Source organism: Streptosporangium sp. NPDC005286, from assembly GCF_040607515.1.
Lineage (GTDB): Bacteria > Actinomycetota > Actinomycetes > Streptosporangiales > Streptosporangiaceae > Streptosporangium.
On record NZ_JBEXGU010000043.1, the window covers coordinates 32004 to 55679 of the forward strand.

Genomic DNA, 23676 nt, shown 5'->3' on the forward strand with positions numbered 1-23676 from the left:
GCATCCGGAGCATGCGGCGACCCCATACCCTCGTCATCGGCTCGACCGGCAAGACCGGCCGGCGAATCGTGCAACGGCTCGCCGAGCGCGGCCACCCGGTCAGGGGCGGCTCGCGCCACCTCGACCCGCCCTTCGACTGGGAACGGCCCGACACCTGGCCCCAGGCGCTGCGCGGCGCCGAATCCGTCTACATCTCCTACTTCCCCGACCTCGCGGCGCCCGGCGCCCCGGCCGCGATCGAGGAGTTGACCGCGTGCGCGGCCGACGCGGGCGTCCAGCGGCTGGTGCTGCTCTCCGGCCGGGGCGAGCTCAACGCGCAGCGCTGCGAGCGGATCGTCAGCGAGTCCGGCCTGAGCCACACGCTCATCCGGACGAGCTGGTTCTCGCAGAACTTCAGCGAGGGCCACCTGCGGGATTCGGTGCTCGGCGGTGTGATCGCGCTGCCGGCCGGCGAGGTCGCGGAACCGTTCGTCGACGTCGACGACATCGCCGACGTCGCGGTCGCCGCCCTCACCGACGACCGTCACTCCGGCCGGCTCTACGAGCTCACCGGGCCGCGCCTGCTGACCTTCCACGAGGCCGCGGCCGAGATCGCGAAGGCCGCGGACCGGCAGGTCGAGTACGTCGCCGTCTCCCCGGAGGTGTTTCACGCCGCCCTGGAGCAGAGCGTCGGGCTCGGCTATGCCGACCTGCTCACGGACCTGTGCAAAGAGGTGTTCGACGGACGCAACGCCTCGCCGGCCCACGGCGTGCGCGAGGCACTCGGCCGCGAGCCCCGCGACTTCACCGACTTCTGCCGTACGGCCGCCGCCTCCGGGGTGTGGAGATGACGAGCCCGCCGTACCTGCCGGAGGGAGCGGTGAAGATGCGGAACGCGAGACCGCTGAGACTCGTCCTGCTCGTGTCCGGTGTGGTGGCGATCGGGATCGGCGCGGCGACACTGTTCGCGCCCGCGGCCTTCCACGGCACCAACGGCATCGAACTCGGGAGCGACGCCGGCCTGCTCAGCGAGACCCGGGCCGCGGGCGGCGCACTGCTGGCGGCCGGTGTGCTGATCATGCTCGGCGCGTTCGTCGCACGGCTGGCCTTCACCGCCACGGTCGTCGGTGCCGCGACCTACCTCGCTTACGGTCTGTCCCGCCTGCTGAGCATCGCGCTGGACGGGATACCGGCGAGCGGGCTGGTGCTCGCGGCCGCACTGGAGATGGTCATCGGGCTGGCCTGCGTCTTCGTCCTCGTGCGGTATCGCCACCGTGGCGGGCGAGAGACCTCGGCCTGAGCGGTCAGTGGCGGGACAGGGTGCGGGTGATGCCGGTGGCGATGGTGGTGACCAGCACCCAGCCCGCGATCACCAGCCCGTAGGCGACCCACTGGCCGGCGCCGACGGGCTGGTACGCCTTCTCCTGCCCGAAGTCGATCACCGGGAGCAGTAGATCCAGCGCGTAGAACAGCGCGTTGAAAGCGGGACCCTTGCCGGGTTCGGCGCGGGGCGGGTTGTGCACGGCGAACACGACGGCACCGGTGACGAGCAGGGCCAGAAACCACAGGGCGGCACGGACCGGACGGTAGCCGTACCCGACCGTGACGTCCTGCAGCCATCCCCAGACCCGCGCGTACCGCGGGAGCGCGGCGCGCTGCCGCCGCTGCTTGACCAGCAGCACGGTACGGGCGTCGACGTCCTGACCCAGTCGCCGGTAGACGGCGGCGAGCTGCTCGTACGGCTGCGGCACGTATCCGTCGGGGTCGTCCCGCAGCCAGGCCAGGCGCCGGGCGGCGGGCAGCGTCGGGTCCAGGGCCTCGTAGGTGAGACCGTCCTGGCGGCGCGGTGACCAGGTGGCGGGGTCGTCGCGGATGACCCCGATCTGGGCGTGCCGCAGGTCGACGGTGCCCTCGGGCGCCCGCTTGGGGCGCAGATACAGCTCGCGGGCCTGCAACTGCCAGGCTGCCAGGGCCCGGCCGCCCGGTGCGGACAGGGTCGCGTCGTTGAGATACAGATGCCGGCCGATTCGGGCCCCGATCAAGGTGAGCTCCCCTTCGGCGACGAAGCCGCGCCCGCACTCCAGGCCGGCGCCGACGCTCGCCCCGGCGAGGTCGAGCGCCTGGCCGTCGGGGTTGCTCAGCCGGGCACCGTTGAAGTCGGCGAACGTCCCGATGCGCGCGTCGGCGAGACGGACCGCGCCTTCGGCCCGGAACCCCTTGGTGCACGACAGCCCGCCGCCGACACTCACCCCGTCGGCATCGAGCACGACCCCGCCGGGCGCGGACAGGCTCGTGCCGGTCAGGTTCAGCGACCCCGAGACGCGCGCCTGGGAGAGATCCACCCGCCCCTCGGCGCTGAGCCCGTCCGCGTCGAAGCTCCCCTCGACCTGCAGCTCCGCGGCCTGGAGTGCGTCACCGCCGGGACAGGTCAGGTGGGCGCCGCTCAGGCTGAGCTCCCGGTCGATCCGCGAGTTGGCCAGTCGTACGGTGCCCGTCGCGGTGAACCCGGCGCCCAGGTACAGCCCGCCCTCGGCGGTGATCCTGGAACCCCGGAAGACCATCTGACCGGGATGGTCGATCGTGGTCCCGGTGAAGCCGAACGGCCCGGTCACCCGGGCGTTGCGCAGGCTGACCATCCCGGTGACCGTCATCCACCGGCAGAAGACGCTCCCGTCGGCGATCAGCCCGTCCATGTTCAGCGCGCTCCGGCCGGAGGCCGCCAGACGGGCATGATCCAGAGTCACGGTGCCGCTCACCTTGACGTTGGAGAAGCTGACCTGGTCCGTGGTGCCGAGCCCGATCGCGGCGATGCCCCGCCCCGCCTGGAGCCGGTCGCAGTCGATGTCCAGGCTCCGCGCGTGGCTCAGCGTGAGGCTTCCGGCGAGCTGGGCTCCGCGCAGTTCCACCGGGCCGGTGAACACGCATCCCTCCAGCAGCAGATGCCCGTCGACCTGCGCGTTGGAGGCGTACAGGCCCGGCAGGTGGGAGCCGTTGAAGCTCAGCTGCGGGCAGCGCGCCCAGTGCAGGCTGGGTTTCTCCGCGAAGAAGCAGGACAGGAACCGGGCGGAGTGGCGGAGGGTGGAGTAGGCCAGGTTCACCCACTCGGTGATCCGGGCACCCTTGATCCGGAGCGCCGGGATCCGGTGCGACCGGGGCGGCTCCTCGCTCATCAGCAGGGCGGCGATCACCCTGGCCCGGACCGTCCGCCCCTCGTCCCAGGCCGCCCCTGCCGCCGGGTCGTCCTCCTCCGGCTTCCCGGTGGTGAAGTCGACCTCCTCCCCAACTGGAAACGCCTCCCACACCCGGCGCTCAGCATCGGACAAGTCCTCAACCCGCACATCGCCCCCTTTGCCCAAACACTGCCATCTTTTGATCGTTTGCGTCCAGAGGAGGTTGTCTCGTGGCGGCTTCAGCGGTTGTCAGGCGGCCGGGCGGTGGTCCAGGACGATGGCGCCGGAGCTGAAGGCCGCGCTGCCGGCCGGTTTCCGATCCCGGAGACTCGCCCCACCGCCGGGCACCGGCGACGGGGCGAGCGACCCGGTATCAGTTCTGCGGCACGCGGAGAGCCCTGGCGGCGGTGACCATGTTGCGCAGGGAGGCCCTGGTCTCGGGGTAGCCGCGGGTCTTCAGGCCGCAGTCGGGGTTGACCCACAGGCGGGCCGGGTCGACGGCCTGAAGGGCGCGCCGCAGGTTCTGCTCGATCTCCTCGGAGGACGGGACGCGGGGCGAGTGGATGTCGTAGACGCCTGGGCCGATGCCGCTCTGGTAGCCGGCATCGCGCAGGTCGGCGACGAGTTCCATGTCGGAGCGGGCGGCCTCGACGCTGGTGACGTCGGCGTCGAGGTCGCCGATCGCACCGATGATCTCCCCGAACTCGGAGTAGCACATGTGGGTGTGGATCTGGGTGGAGTCGGCGACTCCGCAGGTGGCCAGCCGGAACGCGCCGACGGCCCAGGCCAGATAGGCGGCGTGCTCGTCCCCGCGGAGCGGCAGGAGCTCGCGCAGGGCGGGCTCGTCGACCTGGATGATGCGGATTCCTGCGGCCTCCAGATCGTGGATCTCGTCGCGGAGGGCGAGGGCGACCTGGCGGGCGGTGTCGGCCAGGGGCTGGTCGTCGCGGACGAACGACCAGGCGAGCATGGTGACCGGGCCGGTGAGCATGCCCTTGACGGGCTTGTCGGTGAGGGACTGCGCGTAGGTGGCCCAGCCGATCGTCATCGGCTCCGGCCGGAAGACATCGCTGTGCAGGATCGGCGGACGGACGCAGCGCGACCCGTAGGACTGGACCCAGCCGTGATCGGTGGCGGCGTATCCGTCGAGCCGTTCGGCGAAGTACTGCACCATGTCGTTGCGTTCGGGCTCGCCGTGGACGAGGACGTCCAGGCCGAGTTCCTCCTGCAGGGCGATCACCCGTTCGACCTCCTCCCTCATGGCCTGCTGGTAGGCCGCGTGGGTGAGCTGCCCGGCCTTGTGGGCGGCGCGGGCCTTGCGGATCTCGGGGGTCTGCGGGAACGAGCCGATGGTCGTGGTCGCCAGATCCGGCAGGCGTAGCGCGGCCCGTTGGGCGGCGAACCTCGCGGCCCGGTCGCCACGGCGGACGCCGTCGCCGAGCATGTCGAGACGGGCCCGGACCCGGTGGTCGACCGTGGCGGCCTCGGCCTCGGTCTCGGCGGCGGGGAGCGGGCCGGGGGCGTCGGAACGCGAGGCCCGGCCGAGGGCGACGACTTCGGCGACCTTCTGCCGGGCGAAGGCCAGACGACCCCGGACGGCCGGGGCCAGCGCGGTCTCGGCGTCCAGGTCGAGCGGGACGTGCAGCAGCGAGCAGGAGGTGCTCACCTCGACCTGGTCGGCCAGGCCGAGCAGGACCGCGCAGGTCGCCTTCGCCCGCTGAACGTCGGTACGCCACACGTTGCGGCCGTCCACCACCCCGGCGACGACGGTCTTGCGGGGTAGTCCGCCGACGGAGGCGAGCACGCCGAGATTTCCCGGCCCGGCGACGAAGTCCAGACCGACCGCCTCGACACGGGTTGCGGCCAGCATGCGCAGCGCGTCCGCGTCGACCGTACCGAAGTAGGTCGCCACCAGGATCCGGGGCCTGTTGGGCAGCTCGCCGAGGCGTTCGTAGACGCGGGCGAGCGCGGCGATCTCCTCGGCGTTCCGGTCGGAGGCCAGGGCGGGCTCGTCGAGCTGTACCCACCGCGCGCCCGCCCCGGCGAGCCGTTCCAGCAGGTCGGCGTAGACCTCGACGAGCTCGTCGAGCAGGTCGAGAGGCCGGAATTCGGCGGGCGCGCCGGGCGAGGCCTTGGCGAGCAGCAGATAGGTGAGGGGACCGACCAGCACCGGGCGGGTCTCCACCCCCAGGGCCCTGGCCTCCGCGTATTCGGCCAGCGGCTTGGACCGTGCCCCGTCGGCCAGCCGGAACCGGGTGTCCGGCCCCACCTCGGGCACGATGTAGTGATAGTTGGTGTCGAACCACTTGGTCATCTCCAGCGCCGGGACGTCCTGGACGCCGCGGGCCATGGCGAAGTACCGGTCCAGGCCGGTCAGGTGCCGGTAACGGCCGGGCACCGCGTCGACCATGACGCTGGTGTCGAGTACCTGGTCGTAGAGGGAGAACGTGTTCGACGGGATCGTGTCGAGGCCCGCGTCGCGCAGGCCCGTCCAGACCTCCTGGCGCAGGACCTCGGCCGTCTTCGCCAGGGCGGTGGCGTCGGAGCGCCCGGCCCAGTAGTCCTCGGTGGCGAACTTCAGTTCCCGGTGTGTCCCGATACGGGGGTATCCGAGGATCGTCGTTTGCATGGCAGCTTCCCTCGCTGAGCCACGGGCGGCCGGGCAGGAGGGAAGGAGCGCGCGGCGCGCGTCCCTGGCCCTCCCACGAGGCCGCGGACCACCGCGCGCCGAACGGCGCACGGGCGGAGGCAGGTCTTCGGACTCGCGGGCGCCACACCTGGGACAGGCATGTCCTACTGGCCGTCGCTTCCCAGGCCCAAAGGCCCAGTGCGTGGTGACGGCGGTCGTTCCCACTCACCGCTGCGGGGCAGTCCCGGATTCCCACCGGGTTCCCTCTTACGACATCCAGATCCCGGGGACCTGGATGAACCATCCGCGCCCAGGAGTCTAACCGGGCGGGCGGCATTTATCCCGTTGAGTTCTCGGAGACGATCTGTAGGTTGTCAGCATGTCTTCGTCGCTTCGCCTGGAGAAGGTCACCGCGGACAACGTCGAGGCCGCGTGCCGGCTGCAGGTGCGACCCGACCAGGAGGAGTTCGTGGACCCGGTCGCGTGGTCACTTGCCGAGGCGTACGCGCAGCCTGAGATCGCCTGGCCTCGACTGATCTTCGACGGCGAGCAGCTGGTGGGCTTCGTCATGGGCTTCTTCATGGTCCGTTTCAACCCGGACGACCCGGATGACACGCCCCGCTGTGGAATCTGGCGGCTGAACATCGCCGCCGATCAGCAGGGGCGGGGATATGGCCGCTTCGCGGTGGAGTCCGTGTGCGCGGAGGTCCGCAGACGTGGACAGACCCGCGCGACGGTTACCTGGGCTCCGGGAGAGCACGGGCCCGAGCGCTTCTACCTCCGGCTCGGCTTTCGCCCGACCGGCGAGAAGAGCGGCGATCAGGTCGTCGGCGAGCTGGCCCTGACCGGGCACCGAGATGCATTCCAGATGGGCCCGGCCGAGGTCCGCCGTCTGACGACCGAGGACTGGAAGACGTTCCGTGATGTCCGGCTCGCGGCACTGGCGGACGCACCGGAGGCCTTCTCCTCCTCACTCGGGCGGGAACAGGCGTACGACGAGGCACGGTGGCGTGCCGGGATGCTGCCGGAGCGCGGGGTGAAGGCGGTCGCGGTCGTTGAGGGCCGGGTGGCCGGGGTCGCCGGAGGCTGGGTGCCCGAAGACCGGGGTGGGGCGGTCGAGGTGTACGGCATGTGGGTCGATCCGGCCGCGCGGGGCGCCGGGGTCGGTGCCCTGCTCGTCGAGGAAGTCGTCGCGTGGGCCGCCGAGCACGGGCATCGGAGGGTCGAGCTGTGGGTCGTGGACGGCAACGACGGGGCGGCCCGGCTGTACCGGCGCCTGGGCTTCGAGGCCACCGGCGAGTCCGAGCCGCACACCAACGACCCCGGCGTCCACGAACGGCTCATGGCCCGCGTGCTCGACGCCCGGCCCCGGGGCCCTCACGGCACCTGAGGGTTCGTTAGGGCTGGGAGGCTTCGCCGGCGAGCTCAGGCGACCGGTGTGTTGGAGAGGCAGGCACGGCAGCCTTTGTGTCAGTGGTTCGCCACCCCTCACCCGGCGTCGAGTGCCCTTTCGAAGACGGCGTAGGCGTCCGGGGTGAACAGTACGAACCGCAGATCCGTGACCTGTGTCGGTGCGCTGCGTACGGTGCCGAGCGCGATGCGGGCGGCGTCGTCGATGGGCCAGCGGTAGATCCCGGTGGATATCGCGGGGAACGCGACGCTGGTCGCACCCAGCTCGTCGGCGACCCGGAGCGACTCCCGGTAGCAGGAGGCCAGCAGGTGCGAGCGGTCCTCGGTGGCGGAGAAGACGGGGCCGACGGTGTGGATGACCCAGCGGGCCGGCAGGTCGCCCGCGACGGTGGCCACGGCCTGGCCGGTCGGCAGCCCCTTGCCGTAGTGCGAGGCGCGCAGCTCGCGGCAGGCGGCCAGGATCGCGGGGCCGCCACGCCGGTGGATGGCCCCGTCGACCCCGCCGCCTCCCAGCAGCGAGGAGTTGGCGGCGTTGACGACGGCGTCGACCTGCTGCGCGGTGATGTCCCCCTGGACCAGCGTTACCTGCATGAGGTCGAGTCTGCCAGCGGAACCTCGATTCCCGGCGCCGATTCCACCGGCTTGACGCGGGTCCTCGCGCACCCGCTGAACCTCAGCCAGGAAGATCGTGAGGTTTCACCGGAGCGCCGGAGCGCTCGGCCACGTCGATCGCGGCGGCGGCCAGGGCCAGCACGGGGAAGATCGCATGTGACGGTACCCGGTAGACCCCCCGCTCGGGCTGCTCGACCAGCCCGGCCGAGGCCAGCGTCTTGAGGTGGTGGTACAGCTGGCCGGGGGAGGCGAGGGCCAGCTCGGCCTGCAGGTCGGCGACCGGCTTGGGCCCGACGACCAGCAGCTGCAGGATCTCGAAGCGCGCCGGATGCCCGGCGGCGGCCAGCACCGCGGCCAACGGCCCGGTCGGCTGCTGAAGCAACCAGCCGGGGCTGCGGGCCACTTCCCACAGCCACTGGTAGCCGCCGAGCCTGGCCTGGCCGCCGTAGGTGATCAGGCCGGTGTCGTCGCCGTCCGCCGGTGGCTTGGGAACGGTGAGCGCGGCCTCGAGGGCGGCGACCCGCGCCTCGAGGTCCTGGAGCCGGTCGTCGACACTGGTCAGGGTTGCCTCACTTCAATGCTGCGCGGACTTTCGCGAAGAAGACGGGATCGGTCGCCATCCGCACGATGAACTGCTGATGAGCATAGCTGCGCATCCCGGAGAACCAGGTCGCCTCAGGCAGTCGCCGCAGTGCGAGGACGGTCTCGCGCGGCTTCTCACCTGGCCGGACGATGTACATGGCCTCGCTGATGACGCCGGGCAGCGCGCCCCCCTTGGTGCCGATGAGGAGCGTGCGGGGGTCGGCGCCGGGCTGGCGCATCGGCCACTCCAGGTGCTTGCTCGCCGTCTTGTCCTTCCTGAGTCCGGCGAGCACTTCGCGCAGCACGCCAGGTTCGACGCGGGTCACGGTTTCGGCCCAGGCAGCCTGCTGGGCGAAGCCGGGGAGTGTGGGCCGCACCTGCGTACCGGCCTTGACGTAGTTCTTCAGACAGACGTCGGCGGGCAGCGTGCAGCCGCCGAAGGCGCGTAGTATCTCGCCGTTGATGGTACCGACGCCGGTCTGCGCGATCTTGCGCAGCGCGCCGGGGCCGAGGCGGTCGCGCAGCAGGTCGGCGGCGGCGTTGTCACTCTCCTCGATCATGGCGGAGACGACCTGGTCGAGCGTGACGCTCGCACCGGGCTTGAGCCGTTCGAGCGCCGCTTCGTGGGCACCACCGTCGGTGCCGGGCAGGTGGTAGGCGTTCCACAGGGCCATGGAGACGCGTTCGCCCGGCTTGACCCTTCCCTTGCGGACGGCGTCGGCGTAGGCGGCGAGATGGATGATCTTGGTGGTCGACGCCACAGGGGTGAGGCGATCGGCGTTGTGGCTGATGCCCCGGGTCACCAGCGCGACGTCGTCGGGGTGGGCCTGGATGTAGGCGAGTACGGCCTCAACGTCCTTGAGTTCGGCGGGGGCGGCGGGGTCGGCGCCGGCGCCGGTCATCGGGACCGCCAGCACTGTGGTCAGGAGCATGCTGAGGATGGGTTGCATTCCTCGATTTAACCATAAATTCGAAATTTCGGAATACCGAGTTTTGGGGCTGACGGGTAGCGGCCGTGGTCACCTCTGGCCAGGGCGGGTGGCGGTCCTCTCCGGTGCCGCCGACGTCGCCGTGGCGGCACCGGTCAGCTCCAGCTCTCGCGACTCGTCTCGACGTCCACGGCCTCGGTGAAGCCGGGGATGGTGCCGATCACCCCGTCGAGGCGGCTGCGGTGTCGCCGGATGACGATCTGGCCACCCTCTTCGGCGATGTCAACCAGGTCTCCCGGGTGAAGGCCGAGCGTGCGCGGCACCGATGCCGGCAGGGCCACCTGGTTCTTGCTGGAGATGCGTGCCGGCCCCGTACGCCTGGCACGCGTCCTCTTGCCGTGCTCCATAACCTTTGCGGTAGCCATCACAAGTAGAGGCGAAACCGTGTCACGTACGGTGGGTGATTGATTTCGGAAAGTTGCCATCCTTCGCCGGTCAGGTGAACCTGAGCGTGATGGCGTCGCTGTGTCCGGACCAGTTCAACGTCAGACGCCAGCATCCCGCCTTGGGCAGGTTGACCGACGAAGGCCCGGGGCCTCCGTCGATCTCGCGGACCACCGACGTCGTCGTCCCGTCCAGCATCGCTTTGATGGTCAGCGGCCGCATCGGCTGCTGCGGCAGCCGCGAGACCCAGAGAATCTTGTTCGTGACCTCAGGATCGGTGGAGGCCGTCAGTGGGTAGCCGAACAGCACGGCGATGATGTCGCCGTGCTCGCTGAACACGTGGGGCACGCCCGAGCCGTCATCGCTGAACCCTGTCCTCGCCCAGGTGGGCAGCGCGTCCCGGGTGACGGTGGAAACGCACGCGCCGGCCGACGGCCGGGCGTCTTCGGCTCTGGGTGCCGGACCGCTCGCCGAGCATCCCGCCGCCAGCATGACGAGTGCGCCGATGGCCGGCAGGCCACATTTGATCGCGGCCATGCTCCATCCTCCACGATGTAGAAAGATCCTCTCGTGTGGATTGTCCGCTGCGGACCGAAAGAAGGCCAGGGCGTTGTGAGCCCCCCGGCAGGGACGCTGCCGGCGAATGTGCTGGTCTGCCGGACCGCGCGTCCGTGGAGTGGCGCGGTGGGTGAGTAGGCGTGGGGCTCAGCGGGCGAGGTTCCCGCCGGTGTGATGTGCACAGATCCCGCTCCCTCGACCACCTGGTCTACGAACGGGAGTTCGCCGCGCAGGGGCGTGTCGCAGAGGTCACGGTACGGACAGGACGATCTTTCCGCGGGCGTGACCGGTGGCGCTCAGTTCGTGGGCCTTCGCTCCGTCGCCGAGCGGGAGGACCGCGTGCAGTGGCACGGTGAACCGGCCCTCGGTGGCCAGGGCGGCCGCCACGGCCAGGCCGGCGTAGCCGGGCTCGTCGGTGTTGCCGGGGCCGCTGTGGGAGAGCCGTACGCCGTGTTCGTGCGCGTTCAGGTCGGCGACGGACACGACCCGGTTCGCGTCACCGGCGATGGCGACGAGGTCGGGAAGTGAGCCGGAGCCCGCGGCGTCGAGCACCGCGTCGACACCGTCGGGTGCCAGGGCGGTGACCCGCTCGATGAGGCCGGGGCCGTAGGTGGTGGGCGTCGCACCGAGGCCGGCGAGGAACTCGTGGTTGTGCCGGCCGGTCGTGCCGATCACGGTGGCCCCTCGGGCGATCGCGAGCTGCACGGTTACCGTGCCGACGCCTCCGGCCGCGCCCTCGATCAGCAGTGTCGTGCCCGTCGTGACGCCCAGTGCGTTCAGGACGCGGGTGGCCGTCTCGACGTTGGCCGCCGCGCCGCCGGCCTGTTCCCAGCTCAGCGCGTCCGGCTTGGCGGCCCACGCGGTGAGCACGGCGAACTCGGCCGCCGCGCCGCCGAGGTCGGCGACGTCGACCACTCCGAAGACGGCGTCGCCGATCGCGACACCGGTGACGCCGTCCCCGATTTCGTCGACGATGCCCGCGGCGTCCACACCGGGGATGTGCGGCAGGTCGAGGGGCAGGAACCGGTGGAACACGCCAGAGCGCAGTTTCCCGTCGGAGGGGGTGACACCGGCGGCCCGGACGGTGATGCGGATCTCGTCGGGACCGGCGTGCGGCTCCTCGGCATCGGCGACGGTGAGCACGTCAGGAGGGCCGTACTGGGAGAACTGAAGGGCGAACATGTCGGTGCCTCTCCGGAATGGAACCAAAAAGTGGACGCGGTGTTCCGTTTGCCTCGGACCCTAACATGAAATCGGAACACCCCGTCCACTTGCGCTAAAGTGAGAGACATGATCGCCAATGCCTCTCGGATGCCGAGCGACACCGCCGAATCGCAGGGGCTGCGCACCGATGCGCTGCACAATCGCAACCGGATCGTCGAGGCCGCCCGCGAGACCTTCGCCGCACTCGGACTCGACGTGACGATGCGCGAGATCGCCCGGCGCGCCGACGTCGGGGTCGCGACGCTCTACCGTCGCTTTCCCACGAAGGAATCGCTGATCGTCGAGGTGTTCGCCGAGCAGATAGCGGAGTGCGTGTCGGCCGTCGACGACGCCCTCGCGGACCCCGACCCGTGGCACGGATTCTGCATGGTCATCGAGAAGGCGTGCACCATGCAGGCCGTCGACAGGGGATTCACCGCGGCGTTCCTCTCGGCGCTCCCCGGCGCGATCAGCTTCGAGCGGGAACTCGACCACAACGTACGCGGTTTCGCCGAACTGACGCGGCGGGCGAAGGAGAGCGGGCAGCTACGCGCCGACTTCGTGTACGACGATCTCAAGCTCCTGATCATGGCCAACGGAGGCATCAGCGCGGAGTCCCCCGAGGTGACACTGGCCGCGTCGCGCCGGCTGGTAGCCCTGTTGCTCCAGTCCCTCCACGCCCACCCGGCCGACCCGCCCGCCCCCCTTCCACCGGCCGTCGCCCTCGGACCGCATCACCTGGTGAACCCACCGACGAGGTGAACGGTCCTTGTTAACAGGCCGTCGGCACGAAGACCACGAAATATGCTGGAGTCCCATATCGTGCGATCCGTGCCGAATCCACGAACCGGTCCCGGTGGCGAGTCACCCGACAGCCGGCTCGCCTCCGTACTACGAGCCTCCTCTGAACTTGTCGCCTGGATCGCAACGCCCTGGGCCCTGTGGTCGGTCTCCATCCCCTTGGCGATCCTGTCGGTCGTAGTGCTCATCGGCCTGCCGACGGTGTTCACCACTCCCGGCGACAAGGCCCACGGAGTGGTCCCCGTACCCGGCCTGGTGACGATCGCGCTGGTCGTCCTCCAACTGGTCGCCGCCGTGACCTCCTCCTGGATGGCCTGGGCCACCCCGGCGGCGATCGTGATCACTGCGCTGGGGGCGGCCTGCGTGATCACCGAGCTCCCCCGCTGGCGCTGGCTGACCAGACGACATTGACCACCTGTCACCAAGCCAGGCACACCGCTGCGGCGAGCACTTCCGGGCAGAGCTGAACCGTATCGACCCGATGACGGTAATCAACTGAGTTCTGATGTATGCGGAATGGCCGTGTACGAGGTTGCCGCGAAGTTACCCGAGATCCCCGTTCTGAAGGCTCATCACGGAGCACTGGCCATGCTGGATGCCCCCCTCGGCCCCGACTGGGAATTACGACGCGCTGTGCGGTCCGGTAACAGTCAGGACCGCGGATGAGCGCGCCGAGGAGCAGGCCGGTGCCGACCGATCGGGGGTAGGGCGGAGCCCTTCCCTCTTGGGGCGGCCCGTGATCAGATCAGGGCTACGCGCAGCGCGGCGATGAACCATTCGAAGGCAGGGACACCGGGCGGAAACGGCGGCCTGCCGTTGAGCACGCCCACGAGCTGCCAGTACCGCTCCACCCGGCGGTCGGTGAACGTCTCCACCTGGTCGGCCACCCGGATACGGTCTCCGGCGGGCAGTCCCGGATCCACGATCCGATCCAGGATCGCCCTGCCCTCGGCCGACTCGGGGCTGATGCCGGCAGCCACCGCTCTCCCGGCGTGCTCGAGGACCAGAGTGGGGTCGTACGGCTGCGGCCCGGATTCGTCGCCGGGTGTGGCGCCGGCCACCGCCATCTGGCGTACGCGTTCCTGGAAGCCGACGTCACCCACGAGTTCGGCGAGCTCCAGCCAGGCCTCCACCTGTTCCGGGGTGGGTTCGTCCGGCAGCTCTGCCGGGATCTGGCGCATCGAGGCCGCGATGTGGGCCCCTGGCGCCTGTGGGTCGATGCCGTCGAACGTACGGTCGACGAAGTCGTCGATCATTCGCTGCCGTTCCTGAGCGGACAGGCGGATCAACTTGTGCATGAACATCATCTCCTCGGTCGTGCTTTCCTGTTGGGCGATCGACCGCAGCACTGCCCGGCGCAGGTGGAGGGAGCGGATCTGGGTGTCCAGCGCCCGCACATGTGCCCGCGCGACATCGGCCACCGTGCACTGCCTGGTAAGGACCTTCTGGACGGTGTCGAGGTCCAGCCCCAGTTCGCGTAGCGTTCGCACCAGGTCAAGCCGGGCTACCGCCGCCATGTCGTACAGGCGGAAGCCGCCCACCGACCGGCGCGTCGGCGGGATGACATCGATGTCGGACCAGAAGCGGATCGTACGTACCGACAGGCCCGTGCGGTCAGCGAGCTGTCCGATGGTGAGCAGTTGGTCGCGGTCGTTCACCACAGCAGCATCAACCCTCCAGTCGCTGGAGAGTCAAGCCGATTACGCGGTTCCTCGGGTCGATGGCCATCGGTCACCGAGCCAGGTAGCGGTTCCGAGGAGGTTCGTCACGACACCGCGTTGACCTGCCCAGGCGGAAATCAGTGCACGATCCGGTCCGGCCCCGGCTCCTGACCGGCATCCGGCCAGGGGGCTCTACTCGGCAGGATCAGTGGTCCGGTGACCGAGGACAAGGCTTGATCTTGTGCGGTGGCGATTATGTCGGTGGCGAGTCGTACGGTGGCGGCGTGATCATCATTTCGGGTTGGATCAGGGTTGATCCCGGTGCTCGTGACGCCTATCTGCGGGGCTGTGTCAGCGTGGTCGAGCAGGCGCGTGCCTCGGCCGGCTGCCTCGACTTCGCGCTCGGCGCCGACCTCGTCGAAGCCGATCGGATCAACGTCTACGAGCGCTGGGAGTCCGAGGAGAGTCTCGACGCCTTCCGAGGCTCCGGGCCGAGCGACGACCAGACGGTGATGATTCGCGACGCCGAGGTGGCCCGCCACCAGATCTCCGGAGTCGGCCCCGCCTGAGTGGGTCAGCCAGGCCAGCCGGCCGGGTTCGAAAACGACTCGCGTGAGATTTTCGATCCGGTGTCCGGGAAAGCTCCATGGCGCTCGCGGTGCAGGTGGGCGAAGAAGTAACACATCTCCTCGCACTCGGCATCCAGCACCGCCTTCTTCGGATCCTTGGCCACCGCGGCGTAGAAGTCGCGGCCCAGCGCGACGATGAAGCCGCGCGCATAGAGGAAACCGTCATCGGAACCGTCGGTGACCGCGTGGATGTCCGCGCGGTCGATGTCATGGAGCTTGGCCTCGACCACCCGGTCGAGGTCCGTCAACTCGTCCGCAGACAACCCCTCGCTGATGGAGCCGAGGTTGCTCAGGAACTCCTTCAGGGCGGCTTCGACCACGGCAAACGGCGGTTTGCCGTAAGGGTCCTCGTCGGGGGCAGGCGTCCGCTGTGCCAGCTCCCGACGCGCCTGATTGACGTCCACCTTCAGTGGCGCCCAGGCCGCCTCCACCAGGCCCCAGAAACCTTCCTCGTCCTTCATGCTCGTCGCCCCTCTCGTGCCCAACCCTGCGATCTGTGCCGCTCACACAACCAGGAGGCACTGACAATTACAGGTCCTAACAGAATGATCTCTGTGTCGTTGATCTCTCGCGGTGACGGCGGCGCGAGAGGCGAGGTGGCCTAGTTAGCACCTCTGCAGCCTCCTGAACAGCCCGAGTCTCCCAGCGTGCATCAGCCAGCGGCCACCACTTCGATCTCCACCAGCCAGTCGCTGACAATCGTCTGTGCGACGATCGCCGTAGTGGGAACGGTACGGCCGACCAACGCCTTCACCCGGGCCGCCGCGTTCGCTTCGGCATAGGAAGCATCACGCAGGTAGCTGGTAAGCCGGACAATGTTGTCCACCGTCATGCTGGCCGCCGCCAAGATCACACGCAGGTTGGCCCAGATGAGGTCGAGCTGTTCGTCGAGCGTAGCCCCGGCTGCGCCCGTAGAGTCCAGTCCCATCGTTCCGGAGACGAACAACAGCCGCTGCACGTTGCGGACTTCCACCGCGTGCACATAGTCGCTGGTGCTGGCGTATATCCCGTCCGTCGGGTCGTGCGTGACAATCTCCATCTGTGGATTCATGGTCATGAAGGAAGATCATGCCAGCCTTCGCTGACAATAGGTGACGATCGCCTCCATTCATCCTCGCCGATGACCACCGCGCCCTTCCCGTGTTCTGATCTGCTGGCGCAGCCCCTCCGTTCAATGCTTCACGAGCTCAAAGAACTCCAAACGCAATGATCAGCGGACGAGGCGTCGCCAGCAGATGCTGGATGCAGCCAATGTCATGAAGGCCTCATGCATGTCGTCGCGGATCTCCCAGCGGATGCGCAGGCGGCGGAACCAGTGCAGCAGTGCGATCGTCTGCTCGATCACCCATCGATGCGTGCCCAGGCCGGAGCCGTGCGGGGTGCCCCGGCGCGCGATGAGGGGTTTCACTCCTTTGGCCCAGACCATGCGGCGGTACTTGTCATGGTCATAGCCGCGGTCGGCGTACAACATCTTCGGCCGCTGACGGGGTCGGCCGCGTGTCTGGACGCCACCAACGACCGCACCAACGGCACCCAGGTGCACTTGTGGCAATGTCTGAACCACACCAACCAGAAGTTCGTGATCGACGCCGGCATGATCAAAGTTAAGGACACCCTGGCCTGACCGGCAGCCACGCCGGAAACACAAAGGGCCGGGACCACCCGTCCGCGTCCTGGGCGGCGGCGCGGAGCGCTGCCGCCTGGTTGACCTACAGAAGTTTCGGCCGGTGCTTCGGAGATCGCACAGCTCGTCATGAAGCCCGATTCCGCCGGAAATTAACAGGAATTCACCAGCGCTTCTACTCCACCCCCGAACAGCAGGACTACGACCTCACGGCTTGATCACGGACTTCCCTGAAGATATCGCCACACCCAACAGAGTTGACGTCCGAGGCATCCTGGGGTCTCCTGCTGCAATGTCTGATCTTCGCATCCAGCAGCCGGACGGCGACGCCACGCTCAAAGACTGGCAGTACGCCCACAACGTGATCATTCCTACCCACTCCCTCTCCCTGGACGAGGTACGGGAACGCGCCCAGCGCAACCACCTGGAGATCGCGTACCTCGATGACGATCTCGTGGGCTGCAGTACGGTGCGCCCGCCGACGGATGAAACGCTGACGGCCACAGTCATCGCCCGCGTGCTCGCCGCTCACCGCAGGCGGGGGTTCGGCGAGGAACTGTATGTGCGCGGGCTCAACCAGGCCCGGGAACTGGGGGCCAAGGTGATCGAGACCGTCGTCCTGTCCTCCAACGAGGACGGACTGCGGTTCGCGCTGAAGCACGGCTTCGTCGAGATCGAGCGATACCTGCTGCCCGGAGACACCATCCCCTGGATCGACTTGCGGCTCTCCTGACTGGACAGACCCGATGTGGCCTCACAGCCTGATCTGTCACCGAAGGCATCGCTACCGCTTCTCACCACGATCGCCAAGGACCCCTCATGAACAAGAGCACCCTCGACCCCGACTGGATCGAAACCCAGCTCCATGACGCCCGCTGGCACACCAGCAGCCTCAGCAGCGGCGGCACCAACTGCGTCCAGATCGCCTTCCTGGACCAGGGCATCGTGGCCCTGCGCGACTCCAAGAACCCAGAGAAGGCTCCACACCTGTTCACCGACGCCGAGTACGACGCCTTCACCGGCGGCATCGAACGCGGTGAACTCCGACGTCCTTGAACTTGCCGGCCCATCTGGACGAGGTGGAATGACGGTAACCGTTGAACTGGCCATATGAGTTCATCGTGCTCCTAGTGCCGTCGCCGCGTCGGAGCCAGGTGTCCGCCGCAGCCTCTGTGGAGTTGATCGGAACATCAGATTTTCAAGGGGTGAAGCGGCGGCGCAGTGCCCGGAGGGCCGTTCGGGCGGAGCGGGTGCGTAGCAGGAGTGCGGTGAGGGCGACGCAGGTGACAGCCACGGCGGTGAGCAGCCAGGGCTCATCGGTCTCCAGGACTTGGAGGAGGGCGAGAGCGATTCCGGCTGGCACGGTGATGAGGGTGAACACGACCACGGCACTATTGACGTGCCGGTTCTCGTCGTCGCGGGTGAGCCGGTTGAAGTCGCCTATCTCGGTGAGAAGCTGCTCGAAGCGTTCGCGGAGTGCGTGCTGGCGCTGGTAGGCGCTCAGGAGGCGGTTCGGGATTCCGTGCGGGGTCAGGTGCTGTGCCCACAGCCGATGCCGGAAGGAGCTGACCTCGCGTTCGAGCTCGGCCATCGTCGCGGCCAGCGAGGAGTCCAGCGCGCCGACTATGCACTCCTCCAGACGGGTGAGCTCCTGCTTCTGCAGCATGCCCAGCAGGACCGCGTCCAGATAGATCGAGCGCAGGTACAGCTCCGCGTAGCCGAAGAACGGGTCGTCCCGTCCCTGATCGGTGCGCAGACCGATGACGCCCATCCCGTCGCGTAAGACGACGGCGTGCCAGTCGCTGGAGAGCCGGATGATCTCGTCGTTCGCCGGTTCGAGATTCTTGGGATCGGGGGGATAGTCGGCCAGGCTGGTCCGGGAGGCCAGAGCCCACAGCCACTGGAGGGCAGGCGTCCATCGCCAGTAACGAGGCTGCCGGTACAGGCGTGGCAGGCCCTGCCTGGCCGGGGTGACGAAGGAGACGGTGAAGGGACGGCTGCCCGGTTCGATGACGGCCTGGTCGCCGACGAGTTCCTGCGGGTCGAAATCAGCGGGCGGGGCATTCTTACGGCCGGCCAGCGTACGCAGCAATGCGACGGGCGTTCCTCGCCGAGGCCGCAGGTGGATCGCTACCAGCCCGTAGGCATCCGGCTCACCGGTCACCCGGAGCGCTTCGACACCGGTGATCTCGGCGTCGCCGACGATGCGATGAGAGGGGGTGTGCCAGCGTCTCGGATGCGTCGCATCGCCGTACAGCACGCGGGCGGTCTTCGCGCTGTAGTACTCGCCGCGCACCTCGGCGGTGGAGTGGACCTGGCCGTGCCGCAGGACCAGCGGCCCCGGTTCCCAGGTGGGCGCGGTGGGGAAACGGGCCTCGTAGACGACGACAATGACCTGCCGCGCCAATCGGGTCACCGGTAATAGTCCTCGACGTCCGGCAGGTCCAGTCGGATGACGTAGCGCGCGCGTTCGGCGTCCTCCGGGTCCACCAGGAACCGCACCCGTTCGCCGGTCCGGATGGTACGGAATCCCTCGGTCACGATGTCGGCGTACATGAAGGAGTGGTGGGCCTCGGTGTCGGCGTCGCGGACGATGTAGGTGCCCTGACGCCCGCCGTCCCCACTGCCGTGCGGCATGCGGTCGACGATGTAACCGAACCGCTGGTCGCTGCTCATCACAGCTCCTCGACGCATCGGAAACCGACGGCGTTGCTGCATCCCCGCCGCCGGGACAACCCCTTGGAGGAGGTCTGCAGCGCACGGTAGGGATTGTCGTAGGAGCCGCCGCAGATGACCACCTCGTTCAGGTTCTCCAGTACGGTGCCGGTGATCTCCCAGACGTTTCCGGCCATCTCCCGGATCCCGAAGGGGGAGACGTTGCCGGGGTGCGCGTCGACCGGGCCGGGCATGGCCTGGCTCAGCCGGCCGCGATCGAGCTCCTCCCGCCACGCCTCGTAGGTGATCAGCGGACGGCCGCTCCAGGAGTCCGCACTGCTGACCACGTCCAGGTCGATGTCATCACCCCAGGGGAACAACCGGCCGTCGGCTCCCCGAGCGGCGGTCTCCCACTCCAGGGAGGTGGGCAGACGCTTGTCCTCGAAGCGGGCGAAGGCATAGGCGCTCCAGTAGTTGACGCAGACCGCCGGGTGCTTCTCGTACGCCGGGTCGGTGAAGTACGTCTGGACCTTGAGCCGTTCCTGCCACGGTTCGTGGGAGAACTCCGGCGGCTTGTCAGGGTGATCCCACTGCTGGGAGCCATGCAGGCGGACCGCTTCCAGGAAGCGGTTGTAGCGGCCGACGGTGACAGGAAACCGATCGAAGCGGATCGGACGCTCGATGCGCCGCAGCATCAGGTGGTGGCTCGGCCCGACCAGATAGGCGCCTGCCGGGAGGATGCGATCGTCGGTGAAGGCGAGGGTGGAGCGCCGGTGAAGAAACTCGCGAACCTGCTCGGTCAGGCGCGGGTTCACGTCGAGGGCGGATTCCCGGTTGGCGGGCTTTCGGAGAAACTCGGCGGCCAGCAACTCCTGGTAGGCGCCGTGGACGAAAGTCACCGCGGACGGTCCCGCGAGCCTGAACAACGCTCGGAGCCGAAAGGCGTCGTAGGTGAGCCGGCCGCCGTCGAACAGCTCGATGCCCAGGTCGTTGACCAGGTCGACGAAGGTGAAGACCGTACGGCCACGCAGAAAGGCCGACCCGAAGTAAGCCACGATCGATGGCAGGTCCGCAGGGTCCGTGACCCGGGTGATGTGCTGCCAGGTCAGCTCGGCCAGGTGGGGGAGGCCCTGGGCCCGATCGAGATCCAGGTCATCGGCCAGGCGCACCTCCAGGGGCGAGGCGGAGGCGGTGACGTCATGCAGGCGCAGTGCCGAGAAACGCGGCACGAGCAGCGGGTTCACCCCCTGGGCGTGGAGCTGCTGGACCAGCTTCTCCGACACCAGAGCGGTGCCGTCCAGCAGCCGCCGCACCTGCGGGGAGTCCTCCAGGAAGGAGACACGGGAGGTGGTGACGACCGCTGATTCGGCCGACAGAACCTGGGCGATCTCGGTGAACAGCTCCAGGAAGCCCGCCTGGGTCGCTGACGGTACCGCCTCATCGATGCCGTCCAGCGCGCAGAGCACCGAGCCGGAGCGAGCGAAATAGTGGAACACCTCAAAGACGTACGTGCTCTCCACGGCCATGTACGGGGTCAGCACGCGCGTGACGAACGCGCGAAACTCCTCACCCGGCCGTTTGAGGCTCATGTCGAAGTAGAAGCGGTACCGGCGCAGGCTCGCCGTAGCCGACCGGGCGACCAACTGCTTGAGCAACGTCGTCTTGCCGCTGCCCGACCGGCCGACGATGAGCAAGTTCCCTCCCGAGGCCGCCACCTCGTCCAGCAGCTGATCGGCCGCGCCGACCTGAGAGACCCGCTGCTCGCCCGTACGCTCGTCGGTGGTAAGCAGGTCACCGGAGACCGTCAGCCGCCCGGCGTCCAGCAGCTGAGGGTAGGTGCCGACGACATCGGCCAGGTGCCGGTCCAGATCGACGAACGCGTCCATGAAGCGGTCGTAGGTGAGAACCCGGTAGTCGCCGCCCAGCGGGCTCGGCGCCTGAGCGATCCCGTTCTCCTCCAGGATCAGGAACCGGGTGAGCTTCGGCAGCCGGGTCTGCAACAGCTCGCCGTCGGTGGCCGCCAGGACCTGGGCCACGTCGTCGACGTTCCTGCTCAGCAGCAGCTCGACGTACTCGCTGCGCAGGCCCCGTTCGCGGAAGAAAAGCTGGTAGACGGTGTTGCGGGACAGCTCGAAACGCTTGACCGGCTGGAAACCGAGCGTCAGATACAGCCCTGCCAGAAACTCGGCCTTGACCGCCACCTCGGGGGCGAGCTTGGGCACGTCTCCGCTCAGGATGCCGCTGCCGGTGCTGCTGAACCAGGCCAGCACGTCCAGCAGACGGCGCACCGCGGTGAGCCCGTCCTCCTCGGCGATCTCGTAGCCATCGTGGGCGGATCGGTTGCGCAGCCGCTGGATGTCGCGCAGGGAGTCAAGGACGCCGCTGCTGCGGATGTGAGGCTGCGCGCCCTTGATCAGCTCGCTTAGCGTCTTCCCTCCGGGGTCACCGGGGACGTTGTGGTGCCGCCAGAGCTGCTTGAGGATCCGCTCGGTGATCTTCCCGACCAGGGCGATCGCGTTCTCCGGATAGCCGTCGCCGAGCGACTTGATCGGCCGCTCGAAATCCAGGCCGAGATGGCGGGCGACCCGGGAGTGGTCGTCCAGCTCGTTCCTGAGCTGGAACAGGCGAGTGTCGAGCTCGATGCTCACGCTTTCACCCCGAGTACGAAGGCGAACCGGTCCGGGAACCGTACCTCGGGGCCGGAGTGCTCGCGGCGGATCTCGGAGATTCCCGCTTCCAACTCGGCGTCATCAAAGCTGGACAGCAGCGACATATACCGATTGCGGACCATCTGGGTGTAGTGCTCAACGGTGAACGCGAGCGGGAACTCGTCGTAGCTCAGCTCGGCGGCCAGGCCACTGCGGCCCATCGCGGTGACGATGCCGGTGGGATCGGGCTGCCTCTCCTCAAAGAGCCTCAGTGCCGCGCTGAACAGCGGGTAGTCGATGCTCGTCGGCAGCATGACCACGAGCATCCGCCCACCGGGCCGCAGCAAGCGAGCCAGACCGGCCAGGACCCGTGGCGGATCGGTGACGTGGTGGAGCACCTCCTTGAGCAGGATGGCGTCGTAGCCATCGTGCGGCGGCGCGATCCGCCCTTCGGCGAGGTCTTCGGCTCCCGAGTGCAGCGGGATCAGCCGCTCGTCGGCGGGGAGCTGCTCCAGCATCGCGGGGGAGGGGTCGGCGCAGACCACCGTGCTCGCGTGCCTGGCCAGACCGCGGGAGTAGAGGCCGGTCCCGCACCCGAGATCCATCGCCAGATCACCGGGGCCGAGGCGCAGGCGGTCGAGGATGTCGTCGGTCATCCACCGGATGAACTCCGGACTGTAGGCCCAGTTCTCGTCGTACCTGTCCGCCAGGCGGTCGTAGTGAGCCCGCGTGACATCGCTCCGCACGAGACATTCCCTCCAAGCCACGGCATCAGGGCAAGCCTCAGCATCCGACGAGCGACAACAGCAGTCAAGGAAGGGGCAGCCCAAGTAAGGGTTTCGGTCGGTGCCCCAGAGATCTCACCGCTTGCCATGAAGTCCGATTCCGCCGGAAATCGACAGGAATTCAAGCGACACCCGCGTATAGGCTCGTGGGGTGGCGCTTTCCGACCTTCGACGTGAGATGGTGCTCGCCGCCATCGCCGAATTCGACCAGTTGGGCCGTGACGCCTTTCTCAAGCTGTACGACTACGGCCGCGCTCGCGACTACTTCCTTCTTCACGATGGTAAGAGGTACGACTCCAAGGCGATCGCCGGTGTCGCCCATAGGGGAGTGGAGGGTAAGCCGATGACTAACGACAGGCTCTCCGGAGGGAAAGATCACGCAGCCGGAGTGCTCATCCGTCTCGGCTTTGATGTGACCGCACCGGGTGAGGTCATCAGAAAGCACTCCATCGAAGACCTGCTGCGGAAAGTCGGTTCGCTCAAGCCTGCGGTGTCTCCCACGACCGGCGCGCAGAAACGGCACCAGCCGTTGACCCTGCTGTGGGCGATCGGCCGTGCGGCCCAGGGCGAGCCGCGCCTCACACCGTGGGAGATCACCTACGGCGAACTCGGGCAGCTCATCGAGGAGTTCGGCCTTGAGGAGGACCGGCCCAACCCGGAGTTCCCCGTGCTGTGGCTTTACCACCACGGCCTGTGGGACCTGCCCGGCCATGCCAAGGTGCCGCCCGCCAGTGGCCGGCCCGCGCAGCAGTGGATGAAAGAGCACCGGCCGAACAGCGGCCTGCTGCCGTGGGTGCATGAGATCGTCACCGGCCAGGAGGAGATCCGAGCCCAGATCGCCGTGCGGCTTCTCAGCGTGTATTTCCGAGATGTGGACCACAACGCACTTCTCGCCAGGGTCGGGTTGAACCCGACAGTTATTCGCAGTGGGTCCTTCACGCCTGGCCGTAGCGAGTCCATTATGGAGCGCGTCATCCGCGACTCCCTGCTCGCCGAGCAGATCAAGCGCGCGCACGACTACCACTGCCAGATCTGCGGTAACCGTCTCGCTCTCCAGCAGGGCTTCTACGCCGAGGGAGCCCACATCCGCCCGATCGGAAAGCCGCACAACGGCCCTGACGAGCCCGACAACCTGCTCTGTCTCTGCCCCAACGACCATGTCCTGTTCGACCGGGGCGCGATCGCCATCCAGGCCGACCTCGCGGTGATGAACATGACCTCCGGCGCCTCACTTGGCCCCCTGCGGCTCGCCCCGAACCATGACATCAACCCGGAGCACCTGGCCTACCACCGGAAGGTCATCGCCGAGCAGGGCTGAGTCGAGGTTCTTCCTCTCCATGACACGCCAGAGGTGGCG

The 23676-nt window shown here is 68.4% G+C and carries 24 protein-coding genes, 1 pseudogene and 1 riboswitch; of the genes and pseudogenes, 9 read left to right on the plus strand and 16 right to left on the minus strand.

Annotated elements, in window-relative coordinates:
• The first annotated feature begins 11 nt into the window (after nucleotides 1-11).
• A complete protein-coding gene (locus tag ABZU75_RS18100; protein WP_355555271.1) occupies nucleotides 12-830 on the plus strand; it encodes an NAD(P)H-binding protein in 819 nt (272 codons plus the stop codon).
• Nucleotides 827-1279: a DUF4345 domain-containing protein gene (locus tag ABZU75_RS18105; RefSeq protein ID WP_355555273.1), complete on the plus strand. Its 453-nt coding sequence runs from the start codon at nucleotides 827-829 to the stop codon at nucleotides 1277-1279. The genes ABZU75_RS18100 and ABZU75_RS18105 overlap by 4 nt, the downstream gene beginning before the upstream one ends.
• A 4-nt stretch (nucleotides 1280-1283) precedes the next feature.
• Here ABZU75_RS18105 and ABZU75_RS18110 read toward each other — a convergent pair whose 3' ends face one another.
• The gene (locus ABZU75_RS18110; protein WP_355555275.1) at nucleotides 1284-3317 is read right to left on the minus strand and encodes a hypothetical protein; all 2034 of its coding nucleotides are present in this window, start codon (nucleotides 3315-3317) and stop codon (nucleotides 1284-1286) included.
• A 205-nt stretch (nucleotides 3318-3522) separates the two neighbouring features.
• Nucleotides 3523-5778: a 5-methyltetrahydropteroyltriglutamate--homocysteine S-methyltransferase gene (gene metE / locus ABZU75_RS18115; RefSeq protein WP_355555277.1), complete on the minus strand. Its 2256-nt coding sequence runs from the start codon at nucleotides 5776-5778 to the stop codon at nucleotides 3523-3525.
• Between the two features lie 100 nt (nucleotides 5779-5878).
• Nucleotides 5879-6098, minus strand: a riboswitch (cobalamin riboswitch).
• Between the two features lie 59 nt (nucleotides 6099-6157).
• On the opposite strand from metE, the gene ABZU75_RS18120 reads away from it, so the two are divergent.
• Nucleotides 6158-7168, plus strand: a complete 1011-nt coding sequence (locus ABZU75_RS18120; protein ID WP_355555279.1) for a GNAT family N-acetyltransferase — start codon at nucleotides 6158-6160, stop codon at nucleotides 7166-7168.
• A gap of 98 nt (nucleotides 7169-7266) precedes the next feature.
• On the opposite strand, the gene ABZU75_RS18125 is transcribed toward ABZU75_RS18120, so the two are convergent.
• The 6 genes from ABZU75_RS18125 to ABZU75_RS18150 all read right to left on the minus strand — a co-directional run bounded on the left by ABZU75_RS18125 (nucleotide 7267) and on the right by ABZU75_RS18150 (nucleotide 11495).
• On the minus strand, nucleotides 7267-7779 hold the full coding sequence (locus ABZU75_RS18125) for an O-acetyl-ADP-ribose deacetylase (protein WP_355555281.1): 513 nt from the start codon (nucleotides 7777-7779) through the stop codon (nucleotides 7267-7269).
• Nucleotides 7780-7861: 82 nt separating this feature from the next.
• A complete protein-coding gene (locus ABZU75_RS18130; RefSeq protein ID WP_355555283.1) occupies nucleotides 7862-8182 on the minus strand; it encodes a helix-turn-helix domain-containing protein in 321 nt (106 codons plus the stop codon).
• A 187-nt stretch (nucleotides 8183-8369) separates the two neighbouring features.
• On the minus strand, nucleotides 8370-9314 hold the full coding sequence (locus ABZU75_RS18135) for a serine hydrolase (protein ID WP_355555285.1): 945 nt from the start codon (nucleotides 9312-9314) through the stop codon (nucleotides 8370-8372).
• Between the two features lie 152 nt (nucleotides 9315-9466).
• Nucleotides 9467-9718, minus strand: a complete 252-nt coding sequence (locus ABZU75_RS18140) for an AbrB/MazE/SpoVT family DNA-binding domain-containing protein (protein WP_355555287.1) — start codon at nucleotides 9716-9718, stop codon at nucleotides 9467-9469.
• An 88-nt stretch (nucleotides 9719-9806) separates the two neighbouring features.
• Nucleotides 9807-10292, minus strand: coding sequence for a hypothetical protein (locus ABZU75_RS18145; protein ID WP_355555289.1), 486 nt, complete (start codon nucleotides 10290-10292; stop codon nucleotides 9807-9809).
• A 270-nt stretch (nucleotides 10293-10562) separates the two neighbouring features.
• On the minus strand, nucleotides 10563-11495 hold the full coding sequence (locus ABZU75_RS18150; protein ID WP_355555291.1) for an NADP-dependent oxidoreductase: 933 nt from the start codon (nucleotides 11493-11495) through the stop codon (nucleotides 10563-10565).
• A 108-nt stretch (nucleotides 11496-11603) separates the two neighbouring features.
• On the opposite strand from ABZU75_RS18150, the gene ABZU75_RS18155 reads away from it, so the two are divergent.
• Entirely contained in the window at nucleotides 11604-12278 is a 675-nt protein-coding gene (locus ABZU75_RS18155; RefSeq protein WP_355555293.1) for a helix-turn-helix domain-containing protein, read from the plus strand.
• A 69-nt stretch (nucleotides 12279-12347) separates the two neighbouring features.
• On the plus strand, nucleotides 12348-12728 hold the full coding sequence (locus ABZU75_RS18160) for a hypothetical protein (RefSeq protein WP_355555295.1): 381 nt from the start codon (nucleotides 12348-12350) through the stop codon (nucleotides 12726-12728).
• A gap of 329 nt (nucleotides 12729-13057) precedes the next feature.
• Here ABZU75_RS18160 and ABZU75_RS18165 read toward each other — a convergent pair whose 3' ends face one another.
• The gene (locus ABZU75_RS18165) at nucleotides 13058-13975 is read right to left on the minus strand and encodes a MerR family transcriptional regulator (protein WP_355555297.1); all 918 of its coding nucleotides are present in this window, start codon (nucleotides 13973-13975) and stop codon (nucleotides 13058-13060) included.
• Nucleotides 13976-14262: 287 nt separating this feature from the next.
• Here ABZU75_RS18165 and ABZU75_RS18170 point away from each other — a divergent pair, with 287 nt between their 5' ends.
• The gene (locus ABZU75_RS18170; protein ID WP_355555299.1) at nucleotides 14263-14547 is read left to right on the plus strand and encodes an antibiotic biosynthesis monooxygenase family protein; all 285 of its coding nucleotides are present in this window, start codon (nucleotides 14263-14265) and stop codon (nucleotides 14545-14547) included.
• A gap of 5 nt (nucleotides 14548-14552) precedes the next feature.
• Here the strand turns inward: ABZU75_RS18170 and ABZU75_RS18175 are convergent, their stop codons facing one another.
• The 3 genes and pseudogenes from ABZU75_RS18175 to ABZU75_RS18185 form a co-directional block, all read right to left on the minus strand.
• Nucleotides 14553-15068, minus strand: a complete 516-nt coding sequence (locus ABZU75_RS18175) for a DUF4240 domain-containing protein (RefSeq protein ID WP_355555301.1) — start codon at nucleotides 15066-15068, stop codon at nucleotides 14553-14555.
• A gap of 191 nt (nucleotides 15069-15259) precedes the next feature.
• Nucleotides 15260-15664 carry a RidA family protein gene (locus ABZU75_RS18180; RefSeq protein ID WP_355555303.1) on the minus strand — a complete coding sequence of 135 codons (405 nt, stop codon included), beginning with the start codon at nucleotides 15662-15664 and terminating at the stop codon, nucleotides 15260-15262.
• A gap of 153 nt (nucleotides 15665-15817) precedes the next feature.
• Nucleotides 15818-16105 (minus strand): annotated as a pseudogene (locus tag ABZU75_RS18185) (transposase); the annotation flags it as partial.
• Between the two features lie 418 nt (nucleotides 16106-16523).
• Between ABZU75_RS18185 and ABZU75_RS18190 the strand changes: the two are divergent.
• Nucleotides 16524-16964, plus strand: coding sequence for a GNAT family N-acetyltransferase (locus ABZU75_RS18190; RefSeq protein WP_355555305.1), 441 nt, complete (start codon nucleotides 16524-16526; stop codon nucleotides 16962-16964).
• Between the two features lie 86 nt (nucleotides 16965-17050).
• Entirely contained in the window at nucleotides 17051-17287 is a 237-nt protein-coding gene (locus ABZU75_RS18195) for a DUF397 domain-containing protein (RefSeq protein ID WP_355555307.1), read from the plus strand.
• 142 nt (nucleotides 17288-17429) lie between these two features.
• On the opposite strand, the gene ABZU75_RS18200 is transcribed toward ABZU75_RS18195, so the two are convergent.
• Genes ABZU75_RS18200 through ABZU75_RS18215 form a run of 4 tightly spaced genes read right to left on the minus strand, consistent with a single transcriptional unit; the run spans nucleotide 17430 to nucleotide 22280 of the window.
• Nucleotides 17430-18647 carry a hypothetical protein gene (locus ABZU75_RS18200; protein WP_355555309.1) on the minus strand — a complete coding sequence of 406 codons (1218 nt, stop codon included), beginning with the start codon at nucleotides 18645-18647 and terminating at the stop codon, nucleotides 17430-17432.
• Nucleotides 18644-18907, minus strand: coding sequence for a hypothetical protein (locus ABZU75_RS18205; protein ID WP_355555311.1), 264 nt, complete (start codon nucleotides 18905-18907; stop codon nucleotides 18644-18646). The genes ABZU75_RS18200 and ABZU75_RS18205 overlap by 4 nt, the downstream gene beginning before the upstream one ends.
• Nucleotides 18907-21534 carry an SUMF1/EgtB/PvdO family nonheme iron enzyme gene (locus ABZU75_RS18210; RefSeq protein ID WP_355555313.1) on the minus strand — a complete coding sequence of 876 codons (2628 nt, stop codon included), beginning with the start codon at nucleotides 21532-21534 and terminating at the stop codon, nucleotides 18907-18909. Before ABZU75_RS18210 ends, ABZU75_RS18205 begins: the two co-directional genes overlap by 1 nt.
• Nucleotides 21531-22280, minus strand: a complete 750-nt coding sequence (locus ABZU75_RS18215) for a class I SAM-dependent methyltransferase (RefSeq protein ID WP_355555315.1) — start codon at nucleotides 22278-22280, stop codon at nucleotides 21531-21533. Before ABZU75_RS18215 ends, ABZU75_RS18210 begins: the two co-directional genes overlap by 4 nt.
• Before the next feature lie 190 nt (nucleotides 22281-22470).
• Between ABZU75_RS18215 and ABZU75_RS18220 the strand changes: the two genes are divergently transcribed.
• Nucleotides 22471-23637, plus strand: a complete 1167-nt coding sequence (locus tag ABZU75_RS18220; RefSeq protein WP_355555317.1) for an HNH endonuclease — start codon at nucleotides 22471-22473, stop codon at nucleotides 23635-23637.
• Nucleotides 23638-23676: the final 39 nt, after the last annotated feature.